Source organism: Streptomyces sp. NBC_00654, assembly GCF_026341775.1.
Lineage (GTDB): Bacteria > Actinomycetota > Actinomycetes > Streptomycetales > Streptomycetaceae > Streptomyces.
Window position 1 is genome coordinate 1912278 of record NZ_JAPEOB010000002.1, and the last position, 13259, is coordinate 1925536.

The following is a 13259-nucleotide window of genomic DNA, read 5'->3' on the forward strand; positions in this document are numbered from 1 at the left end:
CGCATGGAGTTCCGGCAGTCCAGCAAGCTCAACGAGGTCTGTTACGAGATCCGGGGCCCGGTCATCGAGCAGGCCAACGCCCTTGAGGAGGCGGGCCACAGCGTGCTCCGCCTCAACACGGGCAATCCGGCGCTCTTCGGCTTCGAGGCGCCGGAGGAGATCGTCCAGGACATGATCCGGATGCTCCCGCGGGCGCACGGTTACACCGATTCGCGCGGCATCCTCTCCGCGCGGCGCGCTGTCGCGCAGCGCTACCAGGGCATGGGGCTGCCGGATGTCGGCGTGGACGACATCTTCCTCGGCAACGGGGTCTCCGAGCTCATCTCCATGGCCGTGCAGGGGCTGCTGGAGGACGGCGACGAGGTGCTGATCCCGTCGCCCGACTATCCGCTCTGGACGGCCGTGGTGACGCTCGCGGGCGGCAAGGCCGTGCACTACGTCTGCGACGAGTCGGCGGACTGGAACCCGGACCTCGCCGACCTGGCGTCGAAGATCACCGACCGCACCAAGGCCGTCGTGATCATCAACCCGAACAATCCGACCGGCGCCGTGTACCCGCGCGAGATCCTCGACGGGATCCTCGAACTGGCCCGCAGGCACGGGCTGCTGGTGCTCGCCGACGAGATCTACGACCAGATCCTCTACGACGACGCCGAGCACCACAGCGTGGCGGCCCTCGCCCCCGACCTGGTCTGCCTCACCTTCAGCGGGCTGTCGAAGACCTACCGCGTCGCGGGCTTCCGCTCGGGCTGGATGGTGGTGTCCGGGCCCAAGCAGCACGCCCGCAGCTATCTGGAGGGCCTGACCATGCTCGCCTCCATGCGCCTGTGCCCCAACGCGCCCTCTCAGTACGCCATCCAGGCGGCGCTCGGCGGCCGACAGTCCATCCGCGAACTGGTGGCGCCGGGCGGCAGGCTGTACGAACAGCGCAACCGGGCCTGGGAGAAGCTCAACGAGATCCCCGGCGTGTCCTGTGTGAAGCCGAAGGGCGCGCTGTACGCCTTCCCGCGCATCGACCCGAAGGTGCACCCGATCGTCGACGACGAGAGGTTCGTCCTCGATCTGCTGCTGCGCGAGAAGATCCAGGTGGTCCAGGGCACGGGGTTCAACTGGCCGCGTCCTGACCACTTCCGGATTCTGACCCTCCCGTACGCTGACGATCTGGACGCGGCGATCAGCCGCATCGGCCGATTTCTGAACGGATACCGCCAGTGACCTGTTCCTTCTGCCGGGTTCCCGTCCACACCCAGTTCGCCACTCCGGAGCTGGTGGGGCCGATCGTCGAGGGCGGGCTCGATCCGGCCGAGGATCCGGGCTGGGCGGAATCCGGCGCGGCGTCGCCCGCCGAGTACGCGCGCTGGGCGGGCCATCTGTGCGGAATGACCTGTCTGCGCATGGCCCTGGGCGCACCCGGAGCACCCGGCCCGCCCGGTGTTCCCGGCCCGGGTGCCGCCGTTCCCCCGCTGTTCGCCCTGCGCGACGGCGGGCTGGAGTACGGGGCGTACACCGAGGACGCGGACGGGGTGATCAAGGGCCTGATCTACGCCCCGTTCGCCCGGTACGTGCACGAGGTCCATGGGCTCGACGCCACCGTGCACCGCCATCTCGCCCTCCAGGAGATCCCCGGCCTGCTGGACGAGGGCCGGACGGTGATGGCATCGGTGCACTACGGAATCCGGCACCCCGACCGGCCGGCCCCCGGGCGGGGCGGGCATCTGGTGCTGCTGACCTCCCGTACACCGGACGGGGACGGCGTCCACTTCCACAATCCGTCCGGGACACACGCCGGGACGCGGTCCGCGCGGCTGTCGCTGGCGCACTTCGGGCGCTTCTTCGCCGGCCGTGGTGTCTCCCTGGGCGCCGGTCGCCGCGTCTCCCCGGGGCCGGGTCCGGGTCCGGAACGGGCCACGGCGGCGGGAACAGGGACGGGAGCGGGGGCCGGGACGGGAGCGGGGGCCGGGACGGGAGCGGGCCCGGCGGCGTAGCCGGCCTCCTGGCCCTGTGGTTGCCGCCCATGCAGCACACCGGCACTTTTGAGGACGCGTTCACGGGCCGTCAGCCGCCCAGCAGGGCTTCCAGCGCGCTCACCGGATCGGGGTCCGGGGTGGCACGGGGCCACCAGTCGTCGGCGCCGGGGTCGGACTCGTAGCCGTACCAGCGGCCGTCGTGGCCGAAGCGGAGCTGAAGGGCGCCGCCCGGGTGGGTGAGGTGGTTGCGCCAGGGCTGGAATCGGGGGAAGTCAGCGGCGGCCAGGGCCGGGCGGGCCCGGTCGAACGGGCCCGCCGGAGGGTCCCAGGAGGCCTCCAGGACCGCGAGGCCCTCGGCATCGCCCTGCCGCCAGGCGGCGACGGCACGGGCCAGGTCGGTGGTGGTCCGGCCGGTGGCGTAGGCCAGCTCCCGGTAGAGGGCCCGGGTGGTGGCGGTGAGCCCGGCGGTGGGGCGGGACGCGGCCAGCCGGACCGCGTCCTGCCACGGGGTGAGGCCCGCGAGCGGGTCCTCGCCGGTGGTGAGCAGCCGGTGGGCGCGGGCCGCCGCGTCCGTGGCGAGGTGGTCGAGGCCCAGCGGATCGCGAGCGCCCGGCAGATCCGGGTAGGACGGCGGCTGCCCGGGGTGCGGGGGGACCGGCAGGGGCGCCGGGAGCGGCGGCAGGAACCGCTCGGCCAGCGCGTCCCCGGCGGCGACCGAGGGCGCGGCGGGGGCGGCGGGGCGCTCCCGTGCGGAGTGCTCCGCGTTGCGCCGGCCCAGCTCGTCGAGGAGCTCCCGCTCGCCCCTGCCGCGCATCAGCAGAAGGACGAACGGATCGCTGTCGAGCAGCCTGGCCGTCTGGAAGCAGAGTGCCGCGACGTGCTTGCAGGGCCGGCCGTGATCCGGGCACGAGCAGCTCGGATCGAGATCGCCCGCGGCGGGCAGCAGCCGGGTGTCGGCCTCCTGGGCCGTGTCGGCCAGGGAGTGCGGCATCTCCTTGGCCAGGAGTGCGGACAGATGCCCGGGGTGGGCGGCGACCGCGTCGAGCAGGGCGTCCCAGCCGGTGTCCGTGAAGGTGCGCAGACGCAGTTCGGCCCGGTACGGGCGGGGGCGGCTGCCGTGGACATAGGCGACGACCCGGCCGGGGGTGACGGTGATCGCGGCGACATGCCCGGCGTCGGCGTACGTACGTCCGCGGGCGAGCCGTGCCTCGTCCATCGACAGGGACTCCAGGGCGGCCACCCAGGCACGCCCCCACCAGCTGTCCGCGAAGGGCTCGCCCTCCTCGGACGTGCGGGCCGGTACCGCCTCGAAGGTGCGCCGCAGATCGTCGGGGCCCGGCCGGGACCGGGGCGCCGCGCGGGGTGTGGTGCGGGATGCGGGGCGAGGTGCGGAGCGGGGGCTCATGACGGCCTCCGGAGCGAGACGAGATCGGCCAGATCGCGGTCGCTGAGCTCGGTCAGCGCACTCTCGCCGGTGCCGAGGACCGCGTCGGCCAACGCCCTCTTCGACTCCAGCAGCTCGCCGATCCGGTCCTCCACCGTCCCCTCCGCGATCAGCCGGTGGACCTGCACGGGCTGGGTCTGGCCGATCCGGTACGCCCGGTCGGTGGCCTGCTCCTCGACCGCCGGATTCCACCAGCGGTCGTAGTGGATGACATGGGCGGCGCGGGTGAGGTTCAGTCCGGTGCCGGCCGCCTTGAGCGAGAGCAGGAAGACCGGGACCTCGGCCGCCTGGAAGCGGTCCACCATCCGTTCCCGCTCGGGCACCGGCGTACCTCCGTGCAGGAGCTGGGAGGGGATGGCACGGGAGGCGAGGTGGGCGGAGAGGAGCTTGGCCATCGTCACGTACTGGGTGAAGATCAGGACGGAACCGCCCTCGGACAGGATCGTGTCGAGGAGTTCGTCCAGCAGCGCGAGCTTGCCGGAACGGCCGGTGAGCCGGGTCGGCTCCTCCTTCAGATACTGGGCGGGGTGGTTGCAGACCTGCTTCAGCGAGGCCAGCAGCTTCATCACCAGACCCCGGCGGGCGATGCCTTCCGCCGCCTCGATCTGCGCCATCGTCTCGCGCACCGCCGCCTCGTAGAGAGTGACCTGCTCCCGGGTGAGGGAGACGGGGTGGTCGGTCTCGGTCTTCGGCGGCAGCTCGGGGGCGATACCGGGATCGGACTTCTTGCGGCGCAGCAGGAAGGGACGGACCAGCCGGGCCAGCCGCTCGACCGCTTCGTCGTTGCCCAGCCCCGCGGCCGTACCGGTGTTCTCCACGATCCGGGCGTGCCGCGACCGGAACGCCTTGAGCGGGCCGAGCAGTCCGGGGGTCGTCCAGTCGAGCAGCGCCCAGAGCTCGGAGAGGTTGTTCTCCACGGGGGTGCCGGTGAGGGCGACGCGCGCCGGTGCCGGGATCGTGCGCAGGGCCTTGGCCGTGGAGGAGTGCGGGTTCTTCACGTGCTGCGCCTCGTCGGCGACGACCAGGCCCCAGGACTGCGCGGCGAGCTGGGCCGCGCTGGAGCGCATCGTGCCGTACGTCGTGAGGACGAAGCCGCCGTCCGGGTCGCTCAGGGTGCGGTCGGTGCCGTGGAAGCGGCGCACCGGAACGCCGGGCGCGAAGCGGTTGATCTCCCGGTGCCAGTTGCCCAGGAGGGAGGCGGGACAGATCACCAGCGTCGGCGCGGGGCGGGCCCGGTGCAGATGCAGGGCGATCACCGTGATCGTCTTGCCGAGGCCCATGTCGTCGGCGAGGCAGCCGCCCAGACCCAGCGAGGTCATCCGGTCCAGCCAGGCCAGGCCCCGCAGTTGGTAGTCGCGCAGGGTCGCGTCCAGACCGGGGGGCGCCGGAACGGTGGCGTCGTCGGTGAGGATACGGGCCCGGAGAGCGGCCAGCGCACCGGCCGGCACCGCGTCCACCTGCTCCCCGTCGACCTCGGCACTCCCGGTGAGGGCGACCGCCAGGGCGTCCACCGGATCGAGCAGCCCCAGCTCCCGCTTGCGCGCCTTGCGTACGAGCGCGGGGTCGACGACCACCCACTGGTCCCGCAGCCGCACCACCGGGCGGTGCGCCTCGGCCAGGGTGTCCATCTCGGCCTCGGTCAGCTGCTCGTCGCCCAGCGACAGCTGCCAGTTGAAAGCGAAGAGCTGCTGCGCGTCGAAGAACGAGGTGCCGTCGGTGGCCGAGCCGGGCGCGGGGCGCACGACGGCGGACGCGGTGAGCGAGCGGGCCAGCTCACGCGGCCAGTGGACCCTGACCCCGGCCGCCGCGAGGCGGGCCCCGGCGTCGCTCAGCAGCTCGTACAGCTCGTCCTCGGTGAGGGCGAGCACGTCGGGAACGGGCTGGCCGAGCAGCCGCTCCAGCGGAGCCCAGACGCGGGCGGCACGGCGCAGCGCGAGCACCGCGTCGACCTGGGCGCGCGGCCCGAAGGGCTCTCCCCCGCCGCCGTGCCACAGGGCGGCGGCGTCGATGACATACGTCGGGTCGGCGAGGCTGTGCACCTGGACGACGGCCGCCGCGGCGTGACGGGTGGCGGGATCCCCCGGACCGCGCAGACCGCCCGGACCGCGCAGACCGCCCGCACCGTCGGGACCTTCGGGGCCGCCGGCGTCGGCGTCGGCGTCGGCGTCGGCGTCGCCGGAACCGTCCGTGGCGGCGGTGAGGACGTAGGTGTCGGCGGTGTCGAAGAGCTCGTACGCGGAGAGGTCGAGCCGCAGCGAGACCCGCACACCCGCGTCCAGGCCGGAGGCCACCTCGACGGCCCAGGCGGCGGCACCGGGCAGATGCTGGGCCTCGCGGGCGGCGAACGGCGCCCCCATCGCGTACGCCGCGGCCGGCGTACGGGGCAGGGTGTCGGCGACCGCGTCGAGGAAGGCGCCGATCAGGAACTCGGGGTCGGGGAGCCGGAGCGGTGGGAGGTCCTGGACCGGCACCGCGTGCCCCTCCGGCGGCATCGCGGCGGCGACGGCCCGCAGCTGCGCGATGTCCTCCGCGTCACGCGGGCCCGCCCGCCAGGCGTCGTGGTTCCCCGGCGTCAGTCCGGGCAGCAGCCTGCCCCGTGCCACCAGATTCAGCGCGTGCAGCGCGGCCGCACCCCAGCAGCGCGTGGCGGGGTGGACGGATGCACCATGACGGGCGCGGACGAGCAGGGGCAGGGCGTCCTCGACGGGCAGCAGCACGGCCGGGACGGTGCGCGTCCGGACCTCCCGGCCGCCGCCCCTGCCGTCCCGCCGGACGACGGTGAGCTCGGTGACTCCCCCCTGCCCGGCGGCGGGCGCTGCCGCCCCGGCCGGTGCGGCAGCGGTGACGTACGAGAACGGACTCCCGGCCTCCGCGGCGTCCCCGCGCTCCTCCGGGTCCCAGAAGGCCACCCGGCCGTCTCTGGGCAGCGCGCCGGGCAGGAACACCGCCGGGCAGCGCAGCAGGCGGCCGAGCTGCGCGTTCCGCGCGTCGTGCGTGTCCTGTACGGCCATGTCCGGCCACCCCCTCCCGCCCCGGCTCGTGTGTGTTCCTCTGACTCCGCGAGTCTAGGCGGGGGGTCTGACAACGATCGCTCCGGCCGCTGTTCCCTCGACCGTTACCGCAGCTCAGAGCAGTCGACGGCGAGGGGTCGGTCCCTCAGTGATGTCAGCGATGTCAGTGATGGGCGAACGGCCCGGCATCGGTCCTGGAGGCCTTGGAGGCCGTGGAAGGCGTGGAAGGCGTGGAAGCCGTCGAGCCCGTGGGGGACCCCGTCCTGGAGGACCCTGCGGGCGACGCCTCGGCTCGGGAAGCATCGGTCCGCTGCGGAACCTGCGGCGGACGTTGTTGCTGTTGCTGCTGCTGTTGCTGTGCCAGTTGGGGCTGCTGCGGCTGCTGCGCCCGCTCCAGGAAGCGGAGCAGCTCGACCGGGAACGGCAGGACAAGGGTGGAGTTCTTCTCTGCCGCGACCGCGACCACGGTCTGGAGCAGTCGCAGCTGCAGGGCCGACGGCTGGCTGGACATCTGCTCGGCCGCCTGGGCCAGCTTCTTCGACGCCTGCAGCTCCGCGTCGGCGTTGATCACCCTGGCGCGCCGCTCCCTGTCGGCCTCCGCCTGACGTGCCATGGAGCGCTTCATCGTCTCCGGCAGGGACACGTCCTTGATCTCCACCCGGTCGATCTGCACACCCCAGCCGACGGCCGGGCTGTCGATCATCAGCTCCAGGCCCTGGTTCAGCTTCTCCCTGTTGGACAGCAGATCGTCCAGGTCGCTCTTCCCGATGATCGACCGGAGCGAGGTCTGGGCCATCTGCGAGACCGCGAAGCGGTAGTCCTCCACCTGGACGACCGCGCTCGCCGCGTCGACCACCTTGAAGTAGATGACGGCGTCCACCCGGACCGTCACATTGTCCCGGGTGATGCCGTCCTGGGCGGGCACGGGCATGGTGACGATCTGCATGTTCACCTTGCGGAGCCGGTCCACCCCGGGCAGGACCATGGTGAAGCCCGGCCCTCGCACGTCGTTGCGAAGCCTGCCGAGCCGCAGCACCACTCCGCGCTCGTACTGCTTGACGACCCGGGCCGCCGCCGCGGCGTACACCGCGGCGGCGCAGATGGCCGCCACCACCGCGATCACTAGCTCCTGGCTCATCACGGCCCCCTGACAGAAATCGAAGGCGCCCGATTCAAGCGCTGATACCACGATATGCCCGATAAGTACACCAAGCGAACCTACGCCGCGCCGCGGCTCGCCCGGTCGGCCGCGCACCGGATGCCGTGCCCGCCCGGACCGGGCAGGGTGACCAGCGCCGGGACGTACAGGTGACGTACAGGCACATCCCGTGACGTACGGGAGACAGAAGAGCCGGACGAGAAGACGAGGACCCCCGCCCATGTCCGTGACCATGACCACCCCCGTGACCGCGACCGGTCACCGCCGTCGGAGCCGTCTCGGCATCGCGGCCGGAGCAACGCTTCTCGCCCTCACCGTCACGGGCTGTTCCGGTCTCGGCCGCACCGCCGTGGGACCGGTCATCTACTCCACCGAGCGGGACGCCGTGATCATGGTGAACAGCCCCTCGGTCAAGGGCTGCCACCGGCTGGCCCCGTCCGGTGTCCACGAGGTCGAGAACCGGACCCTGGTCGACATCATCATGTACCGCACCCGGAACTGCACCGGTGGCAATACGACGTATGTGCCCACCACGTTCACCGACACCAAGGCGCACAACAGCCGCCCCTGGCGCAGCTACAGCCTCGTGCACTGACCCGGCGGGGCCGGGGAGGCCGCCCGCCCTGCCCGCGGGCTACGCGGGCAGGGCGCGCACCCACGTTCCGTCGTCGGTGAGATACCGGTCGACGGTGAGTCCGGCGGCCGCCAGACGCCCTTCGAACTCCTCGCGGGACAGCTCCCTCGACAGGAACGTCTGCGTCCACCGGGCGTCGTCGAAGACATACTCCGCGTGCACCGAACGCACACCGTCGCCCACCGGCTCCGCGGAGACGATCCGAATGGTGCAGCCCCCCGCATCCTGCCGCTCCCACGGCAGGTCGGAGCGGTGCGCGACGCCCTCGCGCTGGATGAGGACGCACCCTCCGTCCGCCACATGCGCGCGGCAGACCCGCAGCATTCCGTCGCGCACCCGGTGCTCGGGCGCGTGGACCAGGAACGACGCCAGCATCACCACGTCGAACCTCTCCTCGCCGAGGTCCAGCGACTCGATGGGGCTCTGTACCGTACGGGCACCGCTGATGTGCTCCAGCATCTCCGCCGACTCGTCCACGGCCGTCACGGTGAAGCCGCGCGACACCAGTGGCCGGGTCACCCGGCCCGCGCCGCAGCCCAGTTCCAGAATGCTCGCCCCGGCGGGGACCGCCGCCTGGATCACGTCCGGCTCCTCGCCGACGGACAGCCGTCTGTACAGCTCGACCGCGCAGCCGTCCGGAGTGATGGCCCCGGGCCCCGTCCCCGTATACCCCTCGCGTACCAGTCGTCCGCTCATACTCCGTCAAACGTCCGGGCGTACGGGCCCGTTCCCGTCGCACGGGGTCGGTGCGCGGACGCGGTGCGCGGCCCGGTGCACGGACGCGGTGCGCGGCCCGGTGCACGGACGCGGTGCGCGGCCCGGTGCACGGACGCGGTGCGCGCGCCGCCGATGTCTCTTCCGGAGGCCCTGACGCGTGCCCCGATCAGGCCCTCGGCCGTGAAGAGCGTCATCCGGGTGTCATCCGGGTGTCACCTGTGATGCGGCCGACGGCCCCGGGCCCGTCTGACCGTGTGACTCTCCGGTCCCCCGCCGCTCATGATCCGCTCCCTGCCGCCGTCGGGCCCGGCGCACGTGTTCCGTTCGCCGCCCGGCGGGTCCATGCTGGTAGGTGAGGCGATCCGTATGCGTACCGGCAGTGAACCCGCGACCGCCCGCAGTGCCCTGCGGATGCGGTTCTGGCTGAGTCTATGGGGCATGGTCTGGGCGCTCTTCGGCCTGGTGGCCTTCGCCCTGACCGGGCGGCCCGGCTGGGCGGCGGCCTGCGCGGTGCTGCTGGCGCTCGTCGTTCTGGACCTCTGCGTGATCGTGCACCGCCTCCACCAGGGGCCGCACTTCCAGCCGGGCCGCGACATCCCACCGTACGAACCGGACCGCGGTACGGACCCGCCGCGGCCGGCCCGTACCCACAGGCACCCCCGTCCGGGCTGAACAGCCGGCCGGGCCACGGGCAGGACAGCGGTACGTGTCACGGGACATGGCCCATGGGACACGCGAGACGTGACATGGGGCACGTGACATGGGACACCCCACACGTGACACGGGCCGGGCGTCAGTCCGGCGCCTCGAAGCGTGCCGCCCGCAGATACTCCGGGTTCGGGTCGAGCGCGGCGGCGAGCCGGAAGTGCCGGGTGGCCTGTTCGGGCCTGCCGGCCCGCTGGAAGGTCCGGGCCAGCGCGAAGTGGGCGAACGCGTTGTCCGGCTCACGCTCCAGCACCAGTTCGAACTCCAGCTCGGCCGGGCGCAGTTGGGCGGAGGCGAAGAAGGCGCGGGCCCGCAGCAGCCGCGCGGCCGTGTTCTCCGGGTGCGCGGCTATCACCGAGTCGAGCAGCTTGACCGCACCCCGCGGGTCCCGGGCAGCGAGCAACTGCTCCGCCGCCCGGAAGTCGATGACATGGGTTTCCGGGTTCCTCTCGGGCACGGTCGTGTCCTTCCCTTCGCTCGCGAGTTCCCCAACACCCGTACGGGCCGCCGTATTCCGCCTCAGCGGGCCGCGGCCCGCCGCGTCAGCTCCGCCCACACCCCACGGACCTGAGGCTCCAGCGCCTCCAGCGGTCCGTCGTTGTCGACGATCAGATCGGCGATGGCCCGGCGCTCCTCGCGGGTCGCCTGAGCGGCCATCCGGGCGCGGGCGTCGGCCTCCGTCATACCGCGCAGCCGTACGAGCCGGTCGAGCTGGGTCGCGGGGGCGGCGTCCACGACAACGACCAGGTCGTAGAGCGGGGCGAGGCCGTTCTCGGTGAGGAGGGGTACGTCGTGGATGACGACGGCGTCCCGGCCCGCCGCCCGTTCCAGCTCGGCGGAACGGGCGCCCACCAGGGGATGGACGATCGCGTTGAGCGTGGCCAGGCGGTCCGCGTCGGCGAAGACGACCGCCCCGAGAGCGGGCCGGTCCAGGGTGCCGTCGGCGTTGAGGATGCCGGGACCGAAGGCGTCGACGACGGCCGCGAGTCCGGGGGTTCCGGGCTCGACGACCTCACGCGCGATCCGGTCGGCGTCGATCAGCACGGCACCGTATCCGACGAGCAGCCGTGACACTTCGCTCTTGCCGGCGCCGATCCCACCGGTCAGGCCCACTTTCAGCATGGGCCGCAGCCTACGTCCCCCGGCGCGCCCCGTCAGGCGTCGCCCTCACGTTCGGCGAGGAACCGTTCGAATTCGCGGCCGATCTCGTCCGCGGACGGCAGATCCACCGGCTCGGCGACGAGGTTGCCCCGCGTCTCGGCGCCCGCGACCGCGTCGTACTGGTGCTCAAGTCCCTCGACCAGCGACACCAGTTCCTCGTCGCCCTGGCCGATCTGCCGGTCGATCTCGGTCTGGGTGCGGTGCGCTTCGGTACGGAGCGAGTGCGCGAGGGCCGGCAGGACGAGACCGGTCGCGGCGGTGATCGCCTCCAGCGCGGTGAGCGCCGCGTCCGGGTACGCGGAGCGCGCGACGTAGTGCGGCACGTGCGTGGCCACCCCGAGGACGTCGTGACCGGACTCCATCAGCCGGTACTCGACGAGCGACTCGGCGGAACCGGGAACCTGAGCCTCGTCGAACGGGCTGCGGTGGCCGGGCATGAGGTCGGTGCGGTTGCCGTGCGGGGTGATGCCGACGGGACGGGTGTGCGGGACGCCCATGGGGATGCCGTGGAAATTGACGGCGAGCCGGACGCCGAGGCGCTCGACGATCTGCTCGACGGCGGCGGCGAACCGCTCCCACTCCACATCCGGCTCGGGGCCCGACAGCAGCAGGAACGGCGCCCCGGTGGCGTCCTGGACCACCCGGACATCCAGCGTCGGGGCCTCGAAGGCGGCCCAGCGGTCACGCCGGAAGGTGAGCAGCGGGCGCCGTGCGCGGTAGTCGACGAGCCGGTCGTGGTCGAATCTGGCCACGACCTGGTGGGGCAGCGTTTCGAGCAGGCCGTCGACGATCTGCTCGCCGGTCTCACCCGCGTCGATGTATCCGTCGAAGTGGTAGAGCATGACCAGGCCGGCCGACTCCTGCGCCAGCGCCATGTCGACGACTGCCAGGCCCTTCGGCTCCCATTCGTACAGACTCTGCGGATCAGGCACGGTTACCGCTCCTCCTCGTATTACCAAAGGCTGTCCCGCAGCCTTTGGGCAAGAACGCCCCTGTGGGCACGGACATTCCCCGCGCGAGACCTTTCCCCGCCATTCCCCGGTGTCCGTACGAGGATCCCCCGCAGGCCCGGGGCCAACCTCGGGCGGAACCCGGGAGAGCCGCGGGACGGCCCTACACGCGGCGCGACCGGCCTCCAAGTGCCCCCGCCCCGCGGCCCGTTGACCGACGCATGGGGCGCCGCGGCGGCACGCGCCGCCTTTCGCGGACCCACGCGCCCCGCCCCCGGACACACGGATCTGGTCCAGACCTTGACGCGACCACCCCCGGTCCCTACCGTCACTGGGCAGCATGTTCATACACACGCCCCACATTCACGTACAAGAACAACCAGGAACGTTCCAGAACACTCAGGAAACGTTCAAGAACGCCAGGAAACGTGCGAGACCGAAGCGAATCCCCCCTCCGACGGGAAGGCACCCCATGCGCACCCGCACTTCGCTCACCGCCCTGCTGGCCGCCGCGCTCGTCTCCGGCGGCCTCACGCTGGCCGCCACAGGTCCGGCCGGCGCCGCGGCCGTCATCGACGTCAGCACCGCCGCCCAGCTCAAGTCGGCCCTGAGCGCCGCCTCCCCCGGCGACACGATCCGGCTCGCCGACGGCACGTACACCGGCAACTTCAAGGCCACCACCCCCGGCACCTCCGGCTCCCGCATCACCCTCACCGGCTCCGCGAAGGCGGTCCTCACCGCGGGCGGCGGCTACGGGCTGCACCTCAACGGCGCCTCCTACTGGACCGTCCGGGGCATCACCGTGACCGGCGGTCAGAAGGGCATCATGACCGACACCGCCAACGGCGTCGTCATCGACTCGGTGACCGTCCACGACCTCGACATGGAGGGCGTCCACTTCCGTAGGTCCAGCAAGAACGCGGTCATCAGGAACTCCCGGATCTACGACACCGGGCACGACGGGCGCGGCATGGGCGAGGGCGTGTACGTCGGCACGGCCGGCGACCTCTCCGACCGGAGCGACGACGCCCAGATCCTCGACAACACCATCGGCCCCGGCGTCGGCGGCGAGAGCATCGACATCAAGGAAGGCACCACCGGGGCGAGGATCATCGGCAACACCTTCGACGGCAAGGGGCTGACCGGCGCCAACTACGACGACTCCTGGGTCGATGTGAAGGGCAACAACGTCCTGGTCGAGGGCAACAGGGGCTCCCGCACCACCAACAACGGCTACGAGACCCACACCCAGCAGAGCGGCTGGGGCTGCGGCACCGTCTTCCGCGACAACGCCTCCGACCTGTCCGGAGCCACCGGGGACAAGCAGCTCGCGATCAACGTCACCAACAGCGGCACGAACTGCCGGACCACCGTCCACAGCAGCAACACCGTCACCGGCGGCAAGGGTCTGACGAACATCGCCGTCACCCCGTAACCACCGCACCCGCCCGCCCGCACCGGCCCCGGCACACGAGTGAGGCCCGCCCCCCGAAGGGAGCGGGCCTCACTTA

12 protein-coding genes are annotated in these 13259 nt (G+C 72.3%); 5 read left to right on the forward strand and 7 right to left on the reverse strand.

The features are described 5' to 3' along the window. Positions 1-3 precede the first annotated feature (3 nt). On the forward strand, positions 4-1215 hold the full coding sequence (locus OHA98_RS28780; protein ID WP_266929735.1) for a pyridoxal phosphate-dependent aminotransferase: 1212 nt from the start codon (positions 4-6) through the stop codon (positions 1213-1215). After that, complete coding sequence (locus OHA98_RS28785; RefSeq protein ID WP_266929736.1) at positions 1212-1985, forward strand: peptidase; 774 nt, start codon at positions 1212-1214, stop codon at positions 1983-1985. The genes OHA98_RS28780 and OHA98_RS28785 overlap by 4 nt, the downstream gene beginning before the upstream one ends. Before the next feature lie 70 nt (positions 1986-2055). Here OHA98_RS28785 and OHA98_RS28790 read toward each other — a convergent pair whose 3' ends face one another. From OHA98_RS28790 to OHA98_RS28800, 3 genes are all read right to left on the reverse strand, one after another. Beyond that, entirely contained in the window at positions 2056-3372 is a 1317-nt protein-coding gene (locus tag OHA98_RS28790; RefSeq protein ID WP_266929737.1) for an SWIM zinc finger family protein, read from the reverse strand. Then, positions 3369-6422 (reverse strand): DEAD/DEAH box helicase, encoded by a 3054-nt coding sequence (locus tag OHA98_RS28795; RefSeq protein ID WP_266929739.1) that lies wholly within the window; start codon positions 6420-6422, stop codon positions 3369-3371. The genes OHA98_RS28790 and OHA98_RS28795 overlap by 4 nt, the downstream gene beginning before the upstream one ends. A gap of 163 nt (positions 6423-6585) precedes the next feature. Beyond that, a complete protein-coding gene (locus tag OHA98_RS28800) occupies positions 6586-7560 on the reverse strand; it encodes a slipin family protein (protein WP_266929740.1) in 975 nt (324 codons plus the stop codon). A 241-nt stretch (positions 7561-7801) separates the two neighbouring features. Between OHA98_RS28800 and OHA98_RS28805 the strand changes: the two genes are divergently transcribed. Then, positions 7802-8176, forward strand: coding sequence for a hypothetical protein (locus OHA98_RS28805; RefSeq protein WP_266929741.1), 375 nt, complete (start codon positions 7802-7804; stop codon positions 8174-8176). Between the two features lie 39 nt (positions 8177-8215). Here OHA98_RS28805 and OHA98_RS28810 read toward each other — a convergent pair whose 3' ends face one another. Then, a complete protein-coding gene (locus tag OHA98_RS28810; protein WP_266929742.1) occupies positions 8216-8911 on the reverse strand; it encodes a bifunctional 2-polyprenyl-6-hydroxyphenol methylase/3-demethylubiquinol 3-O-methyltransferase UbiG in 696 nt (231 codons plus the stop codon). A gap of 363 nt (positions 8912-9274) precedes the next feature. Between OHA98_RS28810 and OHA98_RS28815 the strand changes: the two genes are divergently transcribed. Then, entirely contained in the window at positions 9275-9604 is a 330-nt protein-coding gene (locus OHA98_RS28815; RefSeq protein ID WP_266929743.1) for a DUF6343 family protein, read from the forward strand. A 121-nt stretch (positions 9605-9725) separates the two neighbouring features. On the opposite strand, the gene OHA98_RS28820 is transcribed toward OHA98_RS28815, so the two are convergent. The 3 genes from OHA98_RS28820 to OHA98_RS28830 form a co-directional block, all read right to left on the reverse strand. Further along, positions 9726-10094: a tetratricopeptide repeat protein gene (locus OHA98_RS28820; protein ID WP_266929744.1), complete on the reverse strand. Its 369-nt coding sequence runs from the start codon at positions 10092-10094 to the stop codon at positions 9726-9728. Between the two features lie 62 nt (positions 10095-10156). Beyond that, a complete protein-coding gene (gene coaE / locus OHA98_RS28825) occupies positions 10157-10759 on the reverse strand; it encodes a dephospho-CoA kinase (RefSeq protein ID WP_266929745.1) in 603 nt (200 codons plus the stop codon). Positions 10760-10791: 32 nt separating this feature from the next. Beyond that, entirely contained in the window at positions 10792-11730 is a 939-nt protein-coding gene (locus OHA98_RS28830) for a PAC2 family protein (protein ID WP_266929746.1), read from the reverse strand. Between the two features lie 490 nt (positions 11731-12220). Between OHA98_RS28830 and OHA98_RS28835 the strand changes: the two genes are divergently transcribed. Next, positions 12221-13183: a right-handed parallel beta-helix repeat-containing protein gene (locus OHA98_RS28835; protein WP_266929748.1), complete on the forward strand. Its 963-nt coding sequence runs from the start codon at positions 12221-12223 to the stop codon at positions 13181-13183. Positions 13184-13259 lie beyond the last annotated feature (76 nt).